The sequence below is a fragment of the Paenibacillus nicotianae genome (assembly GCF_042681745.1).
Lineage (GTDB): Bacteria > Bacillota > Bacilli > Paenibacillales > Paenibacillaceae > Saccharibacillus > Saccharibacillus nicotianae.
Genome location: NZ_JBHUGF010000009.1, coordinates 34,771 through 51,815 on the forward strand (window position 1 = coordinate 34,771; position 17,045 = coordinate 51,815).

General features: G+C 38.5%; 14 protein-coding genes and 2 tRNA genes. 4 read left to right on the forward strand and 12 right to left on the reverse strand.

The window, feature by feature from the left end; genetic code table 11:
• Positions 1-137: 137 nt before the first annotated feature.
• The 6 genes from lon to ACFSGI_RS03330 all read right to left on the reverse strand — a co-directional run bounded on the left by lon (position 138) and on the right by ACFSGI_RS03330 (position 8,352).
• The gene (gene lon / locus ACFSGI_RS03305; RefSeq protein ID WP_204826706.1) at positions 138-2,495 is read right to left on the reverse strand and encodes an endopeptidase La; all 2,358 of its coding nucleotides are present in this window, start codon (positions 2,493-2,495) and stop codon (positions 138-140) included.
• Between the two features lie 192 nt (positions 2,496-2,687).
• On the reverse strand, positions 2,688-3,806 hold the full coding sequence (ispG, locus tag ACFSGI_RS03310; protein ID WP_204826707.1) for a flavodoxin-dependent (E)-4-hydroxy-3-methylbut-2-enyl-diphosphate synthase: 1,119 nt from the start codon (positions 3,804-3,806) through the stop codon (positions 2,688-2,690).
• Positions 3,807-3,930: 124 nt separating this feature from the next.
• On the reverse strand, positions 3,931-5,187 hold the full coding sequence (clpX, locus tag ACFSGI_RS03315) for an ATP-dependent protease ATP-binding subunit ClpX (protein ID WP_069325531.1): 1,257 nt from the start codon (positions 5,185-5,187) through the stop codon (positions 3,931-3,933).
• A 14-nt stretch (positions 5,188-5,201) separates the two neighbouring features.
• A complete protein-coding gene (gene clpP, locus ACFSGI_RS03320; protein WP_204826708.1) occupies positions 5,202-5,792 on the reverse strand; it encodes an ATP-dependent Clp endopeptidase proteolytic subunit ClpP in 591 nt (196 codons plus the stop codon).
• Between the two features lie 213 nt (positions 5,793-6,005).
• The gene (gene tig, locus ACFSGI_RS03325; RefSeq protein WP_204826709.1) at positions 6,006-7,322 is read right to left on the reverse strand and encodes a trigger factor; all 1,317 of its coding nucleotides are present in this window, start codon (positions 7,320-7,322) and stop codon (positions 6,006-6,008) included.
• A gap of 139 nt (positions 7,323-7,461) precedes the next feature.
• On the reverse strand, positions 7,462-8,352 hold the full coding sequence (locus ACFSGI_RS03330; protein ID WP_379282434.1) for a hypothetical protein: 891 nt from the start codon (positions 8,350-8,352) through the stop codon (positions 7,462-7,464).
• A gap of 274 nt (positions 8,353-8,626) precedes the next feature.
• Between ACFSGI_RS03330 and ACFSGI_RS03335 the strand changes: the two genes are divergently transcribed.
• Positions 8,627-8,700 (forward strand) — tRNA-Arg (locus tag ACFSGI_RS03335).
• 67 nt (positions 8,701-8,767) lie between these two features.
• On the opposite strand, the gene ACFSGI_RS03340 is transcribed toward ACFSGI_RS03335, so the two are convergent.
• Positions 8,768-9,739 carry a Gfo/Idh/MocA family protein gene (locus ACFSGI_RS03340; protein ID WP_204826710.1) on the reverse strand — a complete coding sequence of 324 codons (972 nt, stop codon included), beginning with the start codon at positions 9,737-9,739 and terminating at the stop codon, positions 8,768-8,770.
• Positions 9,740-9,936: 197 nt separating this feature from the next.
• The gene (locus tag ACFSGI_RS03345) at positions 9,937-11,229 is read right to left on the reverse strand and encodes a Gfo/Idh/MocA family protein (RefSeq protein WP_204826711.1); all 1,293 of its coding nucleotides are present in this window, start codon (positions 11,227-11,229) and stop codon (positions 9,937-9,939) included.
• Between the two features lie 195 nt (positions 11,230-11,424).
• Between ACFSGI_RS03345 and ACFSGI_RS03350 the strand changes: the two genes are divergently transcribed.
• Entirely contained in the window at positions 11,425-12,309 is an 885-nt protein-coding gene (locus ACFSGI_RS03350) for a helix-turn-helix transcriptional regulator (protein ID WP_204826712.1), read from the forward strand.
• Between the two features lie 92 nt (positions 12,310-12,401).
• Here the strand turns inward: ACFSGI_RS03350 and ACFSGI_RS03355 are convergent, their stop codons facing one another.
• From ACFSGI_RS03355 to psiE, 3 genes are all read right to left on the reverse strand, one after another.
• The gene (locus ACFSGI_RS03355) at positions 12,402-12,947 is read right to left on the reverse strand and encodes a GNAT family N-acetyltransferase (protein ID WP_204826713.1); all 546 of its coding nucleotides are present in this window, start codon (positions 12,945-12,947) and stop codon (positions 12,402-12,404) included.
• A 243-nt stretch (positions 12,948-13,190) separates the two neighbouring features.
• The gene (locus ACFSGI_RS03360) at positions 13,191-13,631 is read right to left on the reverse strand and encodes a hypothetical protein (RefSeq protein ID WP_204826714.1); all 441 of its coding nucleotides are present in this window, start codon (positions 13,629-13,631) and stop codon (positions 13,191-13,193) included.
• A 39-nt stretch (positions 13,632-13,670) separates the two neighbouring features.
• Entirely contained in the window at positions 13,671-14,090 is a 420-nt protein-coding gene (gene psiE, locus ACFSGI_RS03365) for a phosphate-starvation-inducible protein PsiE (protein ID WP_379282439.1), read from the reverse strand.
• A 237-nt stretch (positions 14,091-14,327) separates the two neighbouring features.
• On the opposite strand from psiE, the gene ACFSGI_RS03370 reads away from it, so the two are divergent.
• Positions 14,328-14,675 carry an aegerolysin family protein gene (locus ACFSGI_RS03370; RefSeq protein WP_204826715.1) on the forward strand — a complete coding sequence of 116 codons (348 nt, stop codon included), beginning with the start codon at positions 14,328-14,330 and terminating at the stop codon, positions 14,673-14,675.
• Positions 14,676-14,780: 105 nt separating this feature from the next.
• Here the strand turns inward: ACFSGI_RS03370 and ACFSGI_RS03375 are convergent.
• A tRNA-Arg gene (locus ACFSGI_RS03375) sits at positions 14,781-14,854 on the reverse strand.
• A 292-nt stretch (positions 14,855-15,146) separates the two neighbouring features.
• Between ACFSGI_RS03375 and ACFSGI_RS03380 the strand changes: the two genes are divergently transcribed.
• A complete protein-coding gene (locus tag ACFSGI_RS03380) occupies positions 15,147-17,021 on the forward strand; it encodes a DUF342 domain-containing protein (protein WP_204826716.1) in 1,875 nt (624 codons plus the stop codon).
• Positions 17,022-17,045: the final 24 nt, after the last annotated feature.

A 17,045-nucleotide genomic window follows, 5' to 3' on the forward strand; every position in this document is an offset into this window, starting at 1 on the left:
CTTCGTTCCGTGCTACAAAAGATACTCTGTCCCATCAACGGATTAGTAATAGTATAGCACATCAAATAAACGGAATCGCTCTATTTTACTGCTTATAGAACGATTCCGTTATGAATATAGCTATTTAGTTGCTTGTTTTAGATTAATGGTTGTGTTGGTTCTGGTGTCTGTGTTTGAGCGATAAGAGCATGTTCTAGCACTTGATCCATATGAGATACAGGAACAAATGTAAGATCATTTTTTACGCTCTCCGGGATATCGCGTAAGTCGCGTTCGTTATCCATAGGAAGCAGGATTTTTTTGTATCCTGCACGGTGAGCAGCTAGTGTTTTTTCTTTTAAGCCACCGATCGGCAGTACACGTCCACGTAATGTGATCTCACCTGTCATTGCGACTTCTTTGGATACAGGGCGACCGGTCAATGCGGAAATAAGAGCGGTAGCGATCGTGATACCAGCGGAAGGGCCATCTTTGGGAATAGCACCTTCAGGGATATGAATATGGATATCATTTTTTTCATGGAAATCGTCTGCGATATGCAGGTCTTTGGCTTTGGAACGTGTGTAACTGAAAGCAGCTTGCGCTGATTCTTTCATCACATCGCCTAGTTTACCTGTTAGCATTAATTTACCACTACCCGGTACAACTGTTACTTCGATCGTTAGCGTTTCTCCACCAACTTCTGTCCATGCCAGTCCTGTTACACTACCAACTTGATCTTCTTTTTCAATCACACCATAACGGAATTTAGGTACGCCCAAATAATCTTTGATTTGATCGGGTTCGATAGATACTTTTTCTAGATTGTCCGAGACGATCGCTTTCGCTGCTTTACGACATAATGCAGCTACTTGCTGTTCTAAGTTACGTACACCGGATTCGCGTGTATACTCACGAATCATACGTAGCAAAGCATCTTCACCAATTTCTAATTGCTCGGGTGTTAGACCATGTTCTTCAGTCTGCTTAGGCAATAGGTATTGCTTAGCGATCTGCATTTTCTCAAGCTCTGTATATCCCGGAATCGAAAGCATTTCCATCCGATCCAATAATGGACGAGGAATACTTTGTACACTGTTGGCTGTTGTTACAAACATAACATTCGACAGGTCAAACGGTACTTCAATAAAATGGTCACTAAACGTATTGTTTTGCTCGGGATCAAGCACTTCTAACAATGCCGCAGAAGGGTCTCCGCGGAAATCAGACGCCATTTTATCGATCTCATCCATTAAGAATACAGGGTTAGTTGAACCTGCTGTTTTCATTCCTTGAATAATACGTCCAGGCATCGCACCTACATACGTACGACGATGACCACGAATCTCAGCTTCGTCACGTACACCACCGAGTGAAATACGTACAAATTCGCGTCCCAAAGACTTGGCAATCGAACGTGCTAATGATGTTTTACCAACACCTGGAGGCCCTACAAGACAAAGAATAGGCCCTTTTAGCTTTTTCACTAATTTCTGTACCGCTAGATATTCAAGCACCCGTTCTTTGGGCTTATCGAGTCCATAATGATCTTCATTCAAAATCGCTTCTGCATGATGAAGATCCAGATCATCATCTGTCGATTTCGACCACGGTAAACTGATCAACCAGTCCACATAGTTACGAATAACACTACCTTCCGCAGAACTAGCAGGCATTTTCTCCAAACGATCGATTTCTTTTTCAATCTTTTCTTGTACTTTTTCAGGTACCGAAAGTTCGGATAATTGTTGACGTAATTCTTCGACTTCCCCAGCTCGACCTTCTTTTTCACCTAATTCTTTTTGGATCGCTTTCATTTGTTCACGCAAATAATATTCACGTTGTGTTTTTTCCATTTGTTTTTTGACACGTTGATTGATTTTGCGTTCTAACTCTAATACTTCACGTTCATTATTCAAAATATCTAACAAACGTTCCAGACGAGCACGAACATCAACCGTTTCCAAAATATCTTGTTTGTCTTTGATTTTGATCAACAAGTGACTGGTAATCACATCTGCCAAGCGACCCGGTTCTTCAATATCAGATACCGCTGCTAATGTCTCTGGCGTGACCTTTTTGGACAAATTGATATAATGTTCAAATTGAGTCAATACAGTTCGCATCAATGCGCTGACTTCTGGATCATTGGTTTCTTCTTCCGGTAGTTCTTTCGCTTGCACTTCATAATATTCTTCATTATCAATATATTGAATAATCTCTGCACGTTCCAAGCCTTCAACCAGTACACGAATCGTTCCATTAGGCAGCTTCAACATTTGTCTGACTTTAGCTACCGTTCCGATTCTAAAAATCTCATCCTGGCTCGGCTCTTCGATGCTGACTTCCGATTGCGAACAAAGAAGAATTAAATTATCGTCAACCATCGCTTTTTCTAATGCCTTTACAGATTTATCTCGTCCTACATCCAGATGCAATACCATACTTGGATAGACAAGTAGTCCTCTCAAAGGCAGTAAAGGAAAACGACGCCCCTTATTTTTATTTGGTCCCATCGCTTTCAACCTCCTATGCTTGTGCGTATCATACTGCCTATATCATTCCTAGTTTACCAAATATCACATTGAAAAACCAATGATCTTCCAACCGAACCTATTTTACAGAAATTCATGTAAAAAAAGATACTGATTGAGGCAATTTCCTCTATCAGTATCTTTACGTTTACGTTATACCATTAATCAAAATATTTACTTCGTTGCAGGTGCATGACGCTCTTCACGACCTGGAATTTTCCCTGTCGCTTCAAAAGCTACTACAATCGCATCGATTTCTTTTTTCAATTCAACTACCATATCTGCTTCTGGTACTTTACGGATCATTTTACCATAGCGGAAAAGCAAACCTTCTCCACGAGCACCAGCGATGCCGATATCAGCTTCTTTCGCTTCACCAGGTCCATTTACCGCACAACCGAGCACAGATACTTTAATAGGCACTTTCAATTTGGAAATATACTCTTCGACTTCATTCGCAATCGAGAATAGATCAATATCCAAACGTCCACAAGTCGGACAAGATACCAGTGTCGCTGCATTCGTAATCAAACCGAATGTTTTGAGTAGTTCACGCGCAACTTTTACTTCTTCTACAGGATCAGCACTAAGCGAGATACGCACAGTAGAACCGATGCCTAATGCTAATAGCGCACCAATACCAGCAGAACTCTTGATTGTTCCTGCATTCAATGTTCCGGCTTCTGTAATACCTAAGTGAAGCGGATAAGGAATCACTTTCGCTGCTTGACTATAAGCTTCGATCGCCATAGGCACATCAGATGCTTTAAGTGAAACGATAATATCGTGGAAATCCAGTTCTTCCAAAATACCGATATGGAACAATGCACTTTCTACCATTGCTTCTGGTGTTGGATAACCGTATTTCTCAAGCAAATGATTTTCCAGTGATCCTGCATTTACACCGATACGAATCGGAATATTTTTTTCTTTACATGCACGTACAACAGCTTCAACTTTATCGCGTCTACCGATATTACCTGGATTAATACGCACTTTGTCGATTCCATTTTCAATCGCAAGCAAAGCTAATTTGTGATTAAAATGAATATCTGCTACAAGAGGAATATGAATACGTTTTTTGATTTCTTTGATCGCTGCTGCCGCTTCTTCGTTATTAACAGTTACACGAACTAGCTGACAACCAGCTTCTTCTAGACGTAGGATTTCAGCTACAGTCGCTTCTACATCTGCTGTTTTGGTTGTACACATACTTTGGATCAAGACTTCATTACTGCCGCCAATTGTCAAATCTCCGACTTTTACCGGTCTTGTGTTTTCTCTCAAAAACATTTTTTTTGCTCCCTTACATGTGGGCTTAATCGCAAACCAGCCTTTATCCCGCAAAGGAAAAAGGCCGGCGCGTTATCTATGAACATCATAGAAGAAACGCATACTCAACCTTTACGTCAAGTTATTATGCACTTTCTTCTTGCTTTTTATCTTTGCCTGTCTGCAATTCTGGAACCACTTTATCCTCAACTACTTGTTGAGTAATTACACATTTGGTTACATCGTCACGAGACGGTACTTCATACATCACATCAAGCATAATGCTTTCGATGATCGCACGAAGTCCACGAGCACCTGTGTTGCGTTTGATCGCTTCACGGGAAATCGCTTCAAGTGCACCTTGTTCAAATACTAATTCTACATTGTCCATTTCCAACATTTTGGAATATTGTTTTACCAATGCATTTTTAGGTTCAGACAAAATGCGTACCAATGTTTCTTCATCTAATGGTTCTAGAGCAGAAATAACTGGTAGACGTCCTACAAATTCAGGAATCAAACCGAATTTAAGCAAATCTTCTGGCAATACCATGCTTAGGTATTCGCCTGCTTTCAATTCTTTTTGACCTTCATTGTTCGAGTTAAAACCGATTACTTTTTTACCGATCCGGCGTTTGATATATTGTTCCAGACCGTCAAAAGCACCACCTACGATAAACAAGATGTTCGTGGTATCGATTTGAATAAATTCTTGATGAGGATGCTTGCGTCCGCCTTGTGGTGGAACAGAAGCAACTGTACCTTCAAGGATTTTCAGCAATGCTTGCTGAACACCTTCACCGGATACATCACGAGTGATTGAAGGATTTTCGGATTTACGAGCTACTTTATCAATTTCATCGATATAAATAATACCGCGTTCTGCTTTTTCTACGTCATAATCAGCAGCTTGGATCAGTTTGAGCAAGATATTTTCAACATCTTCCCCTACATAACCAGCTTCTGTTAATGAAGTTGCATCAGCAATCGCAAATGGTACGTTCAAAATACGAGCCATTGTTTGCGCAAGTAACGTTTTACCAGAACCTGTTGGTCCTACAAGCATAATGTTACTTTTTTGCAATTCTACATCTTCAATTTTACTTTGTGAATTTACACGTTTGTAGTGATTATATACGGCTACAGACAATGATTTTTTTGCTTGATCTTGTCCGATAACATATTGATCCAAAATTGCACGAATTTCTTGTGGTTTTGGGATATCTTTAAGATCTAACTCTTCTTCATGTCCCAATTCCTCTTCTACGATCTCTGTGCAAAGTTCGATACATTCGTCACATATATAAACACCAGGACCTGCTACAAGCTTACGGACCTGATCTTGAGATTTTCCGCAAAAAGAACATTTAAGCTGTCCTTTTTCATCATTAAATTTAAACATGTAAGCACCCCTCTTTAGCTTGTGATCGGACGAGTGAGAATTTGATCTATAATTCCGTAAGCTTTCGCTTCCTCAGCTTCTAAGAAATAATCGCGATCGGTATCTTTTTCAATCTTGTCTAAAGATTGACCCGTACGTTCTACATAAATTTGGTTCAATTTTTGACGTGTTTTGATAATCCATTCAGCATGGATTTTCATATCTGATGCTTGTCCGCTAATACCACCAAGCGGTTGATGAATCATAACTTCACTGTTCGGCAATGCAAAACGTTTACCTGGTGCACCTGCTGTTAACAACAGTGAACCCATACTTGCAGCCATACCGATACAGATTGTAGATACATCTGGCTTAATGAATTGCATTGTATCGTATATACCCATCCCTGCTGTGACAGAACCACCAGGAGAGTTGATGTATAAATGAATGTCTTTCTCTGGATCTTCCGCAGCTAAAAACAATAGTTGTGCAATAATAAGATTGGCTACATCATCATCAATAGCTGTACTCAGAAACACGATCCGGTCTTTGAGCAATCTTGAATAAATATCGTAAGATCGTTCACCTCTACTGGTTTGTTCGACAACCATAGGTACTAGACTCATAAGACCAACCTCTTTTCTTTGTCATAAAGTATAGGGATATAAAAGTGCATAGAAATAATGACACAGAACCATTTTAACATGTACAAGGTCGCATGTCATTTTTTCAGTGCTAATCATTTTATCTATAAATAGGTAAAAATAAGGCACGCAAATGTATACGTGCCTTATCTGAAAAGGTTGCAAATATTTGCAACGTTCATATAAAGTTAAAAATTACTCAGCTTTCTCAGCAGCTACAGGCTCAACTTCTTTGCTGTTATCTACCAAGATTTCAATTGTTTTACGCAATTTGATTTCGTCAGAAAGACTTGCAAGAGAACCGTTCGCAGCAAGAATGTTACGAACTTCTTCAGCATCACGTTGGAATTGTCCAGCCATTTTTTCCAATTCCGCAGTTACTTCTTCTTCAGAAACTTCAATATTTTCTTCTTTAGCGATTTGTTCCAACACTAGGTTGTTACGAACGCGTTTGGAAGCTTCTTCTTTCATTTGCTCTTTAAGATCGTCTGTTGTTTGACCAGAGAATCCTGTGTACATTTCAAGGTTCATACCTTGTTGACGAAGACGGTTATCAAAATCACGAACCATGTTATCTGTTTCGGAGTTGATCATTGCTTCTGGAATTTCTACTTCAGCATTTTCAGCCGCTTTTTCTACTGCTGCTGATTCTTTTGCTGCTTTTACTTCGTTTTCTTTACGAGTAGCGATTTGAGATTTCAAATCTGCTTTGAACTCGTCAAGTGTATCAAATTCACTTACGTCTTTAGCAAACTCATCGTCCAATTCAGGAAGATTTTTGCGTTTGATTTCGTGAACTTTTACTTTGAATACTGCATCTTTACCAGCAAGTTCTACCGCATGGTAGCTCTCTGGGAAAGTTACACTTACGTCTTTGAAGTCGCCAGTAGCCATACCAACTACTTGCTCTTCAAATCCAGGGATAAAGGAGTTAGAACCCAATTCAAGAGAATAACGCTCTGCTTGTCCACCTTCGAATTGAACGCCATCTACAGAACCGTCGAAGTCAATAACAACAACGTCTCCATTTTCAGCAGCGCCTTCTTCAAGTACAGACAATTCAGCATGACGTTGTTGCAAACGTGTCAATTCTTCGTTCACGTCTTCTTCGCTAACTTCAGCTTTAGCAACTGGTACTTCTAGTCCTTTGTATTCACCCAATTTAACTTCAGGTTTTACAGTAACTTTAGCTTTAAATTTGAAAGTTTCGCCTTTTGCGAATTGCTCGATTTCGATTTCAGGACGATCCACAGGGAAAATATCTGCTTCGTCAACAGCTTCAGAGTAAGCTTCTGGAAGCAAGATATCGATTGCATCGTTATAAAGACTTTCTACGCCAAAGCGTGCTTCAAAAATAGACCGAGGCACTTTACCTTTGCGGAAACCAGGGATGCTGGTTTTTTTAACTACTGTTGTGAATGCTTTATCAAGTGCCGCGCTTACACGCTCTGCACCTACTTCTACCTCAAGAACCCCAAGGTTCTTTTCTGTTTTTTCCCATTTTGCTGTCATTTCAAGTATTCCCCTCCAAAAAATATTTCACATTGTATAAATGTTAATTTCACGTACAGAATAACCATTATAGTATATACAACTATCGATGGTTTTTCAAGCGTGATTCCTTTGATGGTCTGGACTCTCTGTTCTTCGATCATGAACGTGGCAATTGTCCTGACACAAATTGATGCATCGCGCGATAAGCTTGTTCATAGCGGAAGCGAATATTATCGGTTACACCGTATAGGAGACGGATACTTTCTTCTTCTTTACTACCTTCTAATGTCTCCGAAACGGTCTGATGAAGTGCCGCTGCCCAAATATCAAGTTCAGCATCATCGCCTCTTGCAATCAACTGATAATTAGCTGTACCGTATGTGCCCATCATAAATTGTGACCATAATTCTTGCGCAAAGTAAAATAAGTTAGGAGCATCGCTCTCAGTCTTATCAGCCACACGCTCCAAAATCTGAATCACCGGCAAAGGAAACTCAGCAGGTTCGAGCGGAACATTTTCTACTTCGACTTCAATCCATTCGTGATCACGTTCAAATCTTACATTACCCAAATGCCCGCGTCTACGCAACGTTTGTAAAATACGGAACTGAATTAAAGGATGTTGCTTACCGGTCTGCAACCATTCAATCAATTCGTCATCGATCTTCGGTTGATCCAAATAAGATAACTGTTCAAGTGCCAATAACGTACGTTCAGTTACAGGCTGTTGCATGGCTGTCTCCAGTAGTTGGGATTCATAAGAATGATCTGCTGATTGCTTCCCTTTAATACGATCTCGCATCATCGTATCGCTATCTGGATGGTTTTCTTCCTCTTCTTGCTGATCCAAAGAACTGCTTTGAATCGCTGCTTCTGGAAAGCTCATTCGTAACCAACCTAATAGTGATTCCCACTCTTCGATTTGCTGGTCGCTTTGCCCCTGACAATGCAGTAAAAAGTCAAGCAAAGACATCGCTTCGCCATAACGTTCGGTTTCTAACATATTGGTTAATTCAATCTGATAAAAATCTAGCGTTTTGGGAAACAAAATAACATTTCCAGATGATTCTGTATGTGAATTCGTTGAGTCCGTTATAATAGCACCTCCTACATTTCCATGCCAACTGTATATTTATATGATCAAAATATCAATTAAACGTTACGATTTTATGATTATAACATAGCTTGTCCCTGCTTCAAAAAGTGGGTAATCGTTCTTACCTTGTTGCATATCCTTATTTTGCAATCTAAAAAAAGTGTTGTCTTACCTATTCATGTTGTGCTACAATATTTTTGTTGCGCTTCAAACACATATTTTATTTGTCTCAGTAGCTCAGCTGGATAGAGCAACGCCCTTCTAAGGCGTCGGTCGGGGGTTCGAATCCCTCCTGGGACGTAACAAAAAGAAGTCTTCTACGCTTATGTAGAAGGCTTCTTTTTTTGTTCTTTATTTTGTTGATAATTTATTCAAATGGATACGAGATCCCCCATTGTTGTCGTACATTACTCATAATTTGCATCACATCTATCGATAACGGTAGTGTGGTTTCCTTTTGAGCGTGCAAAATAATATTATTCATATGCTCTATTTCATATTTTAACGCATCTTCTGTATGACCTGCTTGGATCACTTCAGATCGTCCATCCAAATAAGTAATCGTGGCCTGGTCTGCTCTTGGAAAATCATCTACTGTGATAAATCCTAATTCACCTGCAACTACACCTCGTTTGGGCATTTTTGCGCGCATCGTTAACGAAATAACTGCAAGTTCATTATCTTTATTTTGTAGTAAAATGCCTGATTGTTCATCTACACCAGTTTCGAACGTTTTGACTGTTGTTACAATGTCATGAGGCTGACTGCTTAAAAAATAGCGAGCAAATGATAACGCATATGTTCCAATATCTAATAATGCCCCACCTGCTAAGTCAGGATTGAAAAAGCGACTATTTACGTCATATGGCTTTGCACTACCAAAGGAAACTTGTACCATTTTCAAAGCACCTAATTGCCCCGAATCTAAAATAGTTCGCAATTGTTTATACAAAGGCATATGATAGATTGTCATTGCTTCTGCTACAATCCGTTGCTGTTTGGTAGCTAAAGCTTGAATCTCAGAAAGTTGCTGGCTATTGACAGTAATCGCTTTTTCGCAAAAAACGTGTTTTTGATGATGTAAACTTTCTATAATATATTCATAATGGCTACTATGAGGTGTAGCTATGTAAACGACATCAATATCAGGCTGTTGTAACATCGTCTGAAAATCGTCATATACGTGATCGATCTGGTATTGATCTGCGAAAGCTTGAGCTTTGGATAAACGACGAGCGGCTACTGCATATATTTTACCATTGACTGCTTGAATCGCTTTGGCAAAGTCGTACGCTATTTCGCCAGTGCCCATTATTGCCCAATTCAGAGTATTTGTCATGATTTGACCTCCTTGAATGAAAAAACGATAATATATTATTCGTTCTATCTACTTCTCTTTCAACTATATTATACATAATTATACATAACCCCTCAAAATGTATAACAAAAAAAGCCAAATACATGGCTTTTTAAGTTGCTCCTATTAAAGATTGTATTGCAACCAACATCTACTTTTTCTTCAAATGAGTATTTACTTTATTTATTAAAATGAACCAACCCATCGATTTTGACAGGCAAGCCGGTACGAATAGATTGGTTAGCCGCGATTCCTGTTAAAATCGAGCGTGCTCCATCCACATGATCGGCTGCGCGGTGGAAAGGGTCTTCTACAGGTTCGCCGAATAAGTCGTTCAGAAGTACAGGATCACCGCCACCATGACCGCCTGCTTTTTCTTCTACTTGTACTTCATATGCTTCTGCAAACATAGGGAATACTTTGATTGTTTTGCGTTTGAGAGCACCTTCGTCTGCTTTTTCTCCGCCAGCGTTCACGTATGATTTTTCAACTACTTCCATTTCGATACGTCCTTTGGTTCCGTTAAAAGCAATGCGGTATCCTTCCCAGGGCATATAAGCATTTAGCGAATAGGTTAGCATCGCTTTGTTTTTGTAGCGTACAACGACACTCATCGTATCTTCGATATTAATCCCATCTCCAAACACACTCTGATCCCGAATATACCCATCTTCATGCTCGGCATCTAGATACATCGCTTTTAGATTAGGATTGGTATCCAGCGGTAAAGCAAACGGATCATTCTGTGCAACTTCGCTTCCTGTAGAACGTGCATAGAAAGACGTTTCCCCTCGTTCTTCTGCATTTTCACGTCCATAAAATAACAGATCACCCATAGCAAATACAGTATCCGGTTGTGAACCGATCCAGAAGTTCACCAGATCAAAATGATGAGTTGATTTGTGTACAAGTAATCCACCACTATTGCGCTTATCTCGGTGCCAGCGACGGAAATAGTCTGCTCCATGTTCGGTATTCAATAACCATTCAAAATGAACAGAAGTGATATCACCAATCGTACCGTCTGCTATTAATTGTCGTGCTTTGGTATGATGAGGGGCATAACGATAATTAAATGTTACTCTTACTTTCTGACCGGTACGTTCTACCGCATCAATAATATCCTGACATTTATGTTCATCTACAGTCATTGGTTTTTCAGTAATTACATCGCATCCTAATTCTAGCGCTTTGATAATATAACGATGATGGGTACGATCGACACTGGTCACAATCACAACATCCGGCTGTTTGTCATGAATCATTTGCTCAAATTGATCTGCTGTATACAGGTCGACAGCATGATAATTATACTTATCTTGTAATAACTGATTAGCATACTGTGCACGCGTACGATTGATATCGCACAACCCGACTAACTCTGATGTATCCCGGTATGTATTTGCTATCGCTCCATAAAAAAATTCAGCCCGTCCACCTGTACCTACTAACACGTATTTTTTCAAAGTCATATCCTATACCCCTTTCATTATTTCCGTTTATTATTATTCAAAGGGTAACAAATAAAACAGTATATTTCTCCGCAAATCTTGTTTTATTTTAAAAATACCGCTTATTTTGTTGTGATATACTGTTATTATAGATAACGCTTACATAAATAGTATTAATCATAAAAGAAACGGCTACAGATTAGGAGGAAAGCATCGATGCAAAAGGCAGGGGAAACATTACTAAGTCTAACAGATACACAGACACCTCATTCATTAACAGTAGAATATGCAGGACGAAGTGATTATTTTGCGATGACTACTGAACATTTTCATCCTCATTATGAAGTGTACATTTTATTATCTGGGGAGCGGCATTATTTTATACGAGATCAGGTGTATCGTGTGCATCAAGGTGATCTTGTATTTATTCAGAAAAATGAATTACATCGAACACTGCCTGCAGAACTGCCTGAACATGAACGGATTGTTATCTACTTTAGTGATCTATTTGCCGAACGTTATTTTGCGGATCAAAATGAATGGATATTGTCTTTATTTCAAAACAAACCACCTGTTTTGCATCTCTCTACCCGAGAACAATCACCGATTCATCTATTAGTACAACAATTGTTACGGGAATTAACGGTGCAGGCACATGGTTATGAATTATGTATGCAATGTATAGTTATTGAATTATTGATCACCTGTGCTCGTCTGGATCGGCAGCAACCTCTTTTGCCTGCTGTTACGATCGGTAGCGAAGCTCATCAACACATGTCTGAAGTCGCTCGATATATCAAATGTCATTACCAGCAAGAGTTATCATTGCCTTTATTGTCAGAGCAATTTCATTTAAGCCCTTCTTATCTGAGCCGTACTTTCAAAAAAACAACAGGATTTAGTATTACTGAGTATCTAAACACGATTCGTATACAGGAAGCGCAGCGTTTATTACGAGAATCGGATCTCAAAATTATAGATATAGCGAATATCGTAGGGTTCGGCAACTTCTCTCATTTCGGTAAAATGTTCAAACATTTTTCTCAAGTCAGCCCTCGTGAATATCGTGCTTCTATCAAACATGTAAGCACCATCACATAACTATAAGGTGCAATCTATCTGTTAGTGATATTTACTATTGTGATCAAAGGAACCTTTATCTACAAAGATTCCTTTGTATGTGGAATAATTATTTATTGTACTGATTGATGGTGTAACCATTCTTTTTTGAGCAAGGCATACTGAAATGTATTCTCATATTTAGGCGTGCCGTCTTCATACTTGGTCATTGATACAAATTCTACAAAACAACCTTCTTGACGCATTTGAAACCGTTCACATAATTTCTGTGATCTAATATTATCATCTTCAACATAAGCATATAATCTTCTCGCTTGCATCTGTGTAAATAGATACTCAAATAACGCTTTGACACTTTCACTGGCATACCCTTTACCTTCAAACCGAGCATTGAAATTCCAACCTACACAATACGTATCCGGTTCTTCTTTTAAAGCAAATAATTCTCCGATCAGCTCATTCGTTTCTTTAAGACAGACAGCGATATAGGAATCTTCTTTGCTTCTTTTTTGAATTTTTAATTCCGCTTCTTGTATAGTACTGATCTTGTCATCCAGAAAACAATTTACTCTGGGCTGTCCCAAATATTCTAATAGCCCTGGAGCATCTGCTTTCATAAAATTTCTTAGCATCAATCGTTCTGTTACGATGTTTTTCATGATTTATCTCCTACTTTATATGTTCTAACTGATCTACATCTATCTATACCATATCGTAAGCTAACGCTATATTCAAACTTCGCACCTACGCAAAAATCTTAATCTTAGTAGAGACAAATATACTTCTTTTGGTTCTCTACTATAAATTGTTAGATGTTATGTTTATACACAAAAAGACTTCTCTTCTTACTAGACAGATAACGTCATTCGTGTAAGAGTAGAAGTCTTTTATAATTGTTAGTATTACGCAGGTAACAAACCTCGTAAAGCAAGTGAAACTGTACCATCTTCCTGTTCTAGCACAACCCAGTTTACAGCCAGTGCACTTTTTAATTGTTCAATCTGATCCGCAGTTAGTGTAATTTCATCCAGACGACCTTCGCCTTCGGTATAATCATCATCTTCCTCTAGCAAAAATCGATAATCCAACCACATTTTAAGTCCTTGAATGGTATTAAATGTGATCCTATATCCTTCTTTTACCGCTTGTACTAAAGGTTCGCTATGCTCTGTCGCATAAGCAAACCATTCTTGAAAATCAGTCTGTGATGATGTGATTTGCTCTAATGGAGCGATATCTTGGCGTTCCAAAGCATCGATCAATTGCTCTTGTGTTATTCCATCACGACGTAGGCGTTCTAGAATTAGTGCAGTACGTTGAGATACTTTTACTTGTTCACTCATGCGAATTCCTCCAGAATTAGGGGTTGGATTAAAAAGTTTTTAGTGTTCGTCTCTTCGCATAACTTTCATATTAGCGAGTACTAGCGCACCTAATAATACAGCAATCGAAATCGACCACAACAATGTATTGGATGCGTTAGTGTAATCGATAATAATTAGACGAATAATCGCAGTAACACCAATATAAATAAAGTAGCGTAACGGAAAATGAAATCCACTTTTAAAATACTGAATAATTAATGCAATAAATTCAAAATACAAAAAGAATACTAAAAGCTGTTCTGTAAATTCATAATCGGTTTTACCCACATCTGAATCAATAAACATAAAGCTGAAAATATACCATGTCTCTTTAAGAAGAAAGAAGGTTAGTGTAAAACCTACTAAAACAAGTGTAACATTCAATATTCCTTGTAAAATAGCAGGTATTTTATAAATATGACTCATCCACGATTTCAAGGTTATCCTCCTTTATTGCATCACGATCTATGATCTGTAATTCGCAAATATGCGTCTATTCATAGATTATACAATCGGAATTGAGAACCCGCAATGAAACGCTTCAAATGATTACATTCATATTTACATTTTACTTTTAATACCAAAAATGTTTTAAAATAAATATATTGATTAAATTAGTAAATTAAACTATTATAGTTTTGCAATACCACTTTATATTAGAGGAGTGATTTTCGTATGTCTCAACGCGAAGTACACATTTCTGTAATTAATGTAACTGACAGCGAATTGGTTTTGGAAAGTAAAACGAATTTAGCTCATGGAGAATGGGTGGTTTCTCCGACCAATGTAACAAACAATGCTAAACCTGTTAATTTTGAAGCAGATTCGGATGGATTTGCAACAGGGGTAGAAGGAACAATTTATTACAAGTTACCGCAAGGAGAAATTACGTTGTATTTTGATGATCCATACGTGGGTTCAGACGGATTTTCTGCGCAAAGTAGTTCGCCTGCTTATACGGTGCAGGTTATCGGTGGCAGTGGGAATGTATGTAATGTGACTTATCTAGTTAGTAACACATAAGTAAAATATATTGCTAAGTGGTTGTATGCTTACTATTTTTATTTATTGTTATTGAATATAGAAAGAAGTCTCCCCATTTGTATAATGAGAAGACTTCTTTTTTTACGTCCCAGGAGGGATTCGAACCCCCGACCGACGCCTTAGAAGGGCGTTGCTCTATCCAGCTGAGCTACTGAGACAAATAGGTTATGTATATAATACAACATTATTGATTATACTCTATTATGTATTTAATTTCAAAAAAAATTATTATATACTTAGAATTACCTGTTTTTTGTTTGCTATATGTGGTACTTTATATTCAATTATAAGTTTCAATTGGAAAAAAGTGGATTAATATACCTATATCGAATCTCCCACGCTTACATACTTTTTCTACTTGCAAACGCTCCCACTTATTTTTTCAAACATACTCATGTCGGTTCCATTTTCCTATATTATTTATCAGCAATTGAAATGGAGGTATTCCTTATGGCTACACCCATCTCCGAAAAGGAACTGGGCTTACTTATTAACCGTATGAACCTGGATTCATCGTCTACTTCTGTAGATCGTAAGTCTAATGTGTCCGATTCTTTTCATGGTAATGGATGGATTCAAGTCGAGAATCATCAACTTATCGTCACTTCACCCGATGAAGGCAAAAAGCCGGCTACAATTTGCGCAGTTTCTCCTTTGACATTATTAATCAACGGGATTCCTTTAAATGGAGCAACAGAAGTTACCGAAGACGATATTATTACGTGGGATATTAAATACCCGCCATTATTCGAAATTAAAGTATCTCGCGATCGAATGGAAGCTTCATTGATTCTACATTCGCGTGAAAAATATACATGGGAATTGCAAGATCTACCTGCTTCTGATCGGGCTTTTATCAAAGTAGCTCCAAACAAAGAGCTTGTGATTGATGTAGTGCAATTCAATCATATTATCAATACCTTGGAGAAGTTAGGTATTCGCAAACATGTGGATACAGCCGCTATTATGGAAGAATTGGAACATCCTACTCACCAACCGATAGTAGTCGCTCGTGGCAAAGCCTCCACACCGGGTATAGATGCAAGACTAGAGTTATTTTTTCCTGAACAAGTCGAAACAATCTTTCATGAAATTGGTGGTGTTATCGATTATCGCAGTCATCGCCGTATCCCTTCTGTTCATGAAGGCGATGTGATTGCTGTCAAACATGCATTAGTTGATGGTATTCCAGGCTATGATGTATATGGAGATATGCTTCCACCCACACCTGCTCAAGATATTATAGTGGTCGCTAAAGAATCGACTGAAATGAATGATAAAGGTGAAATTATTGCTTTGACTCCAGGTAGACCGCGCTTAACTGGTAAAAAAGTGCATCAATTCGATATTTCTAATGCTTTTATTGTAGAAGGCAATGTGGATCTCAGCACAGGAAATATCGTTTTTTCAGGTGACGTTATTATTCATGGTCATGTCACCGATCATATGATTATTGAATCACTTGGCAATGTCTATGTTCATGGAAATGTATATAATTCTACGATTACAGCTACAGGCAGTATTCTAGTCAAAGGAAATGTGATTAGTGGTCAGTTGTATTCAGGGTATTTCGGAGTGATGTTCAATCGAATGTATATGGTGTCCAAGCAACTCAAGCAAGAAATGGAGCGCTTAGAGATTGCTGCTCAATTGCTGACTAACGAGATACGTGCCCGTAAACAAACGGTACGTTATGGACAGGTTATTATGTTGTTGCTAGAAAGTAAATTCAAGATTATCCCTGATCTCGCGCGTGATCTTCTACAAGTATTTGCAAGTATCCAACAAGTACAGACCGAACAAAATGAGCAGTTATTGCTATTGCTTCGACAGATCATTCAATCAGCTCAAGTAGCGGATATTTTCTGCGAGCAGACTTTAGGACGAATGAGATTATTGTTAGAACAGCTTCACTCGAATGTAGCTAGTATGCAGGAGACCAAAGTCAGTATTGAAATGGCTCAATGTCAAAATGCTATTATCAAATCAAATGGTGATATCGTTATCACACAAGCAGGCGTTATTCAAAGTGAATTATACTCTGCTGGCAGTATCGCTTTTTTAGATGAACATTCGGTATGTCGTGGTTCTCAGCTAGAAGCTATGGATCGGATTGTTGCTCAACAGGTAGGTAGTAGTAGTAATGCACATTGTATCCTCAAAGCACGCACTCATGTGTATGTGAACCATATGCATAATGGTTGCATTATGATTGATAGCTATAAATTAAACGTCTGGGAAAAAGTCGAAAAACAGTTGTTCAATATGGAATACATGTTGGATCAACAAAAAATGCCTCAACAAACCAGTGTCCCTTCATCCTAAATCTATTCTCTAGTTCCTATTCCA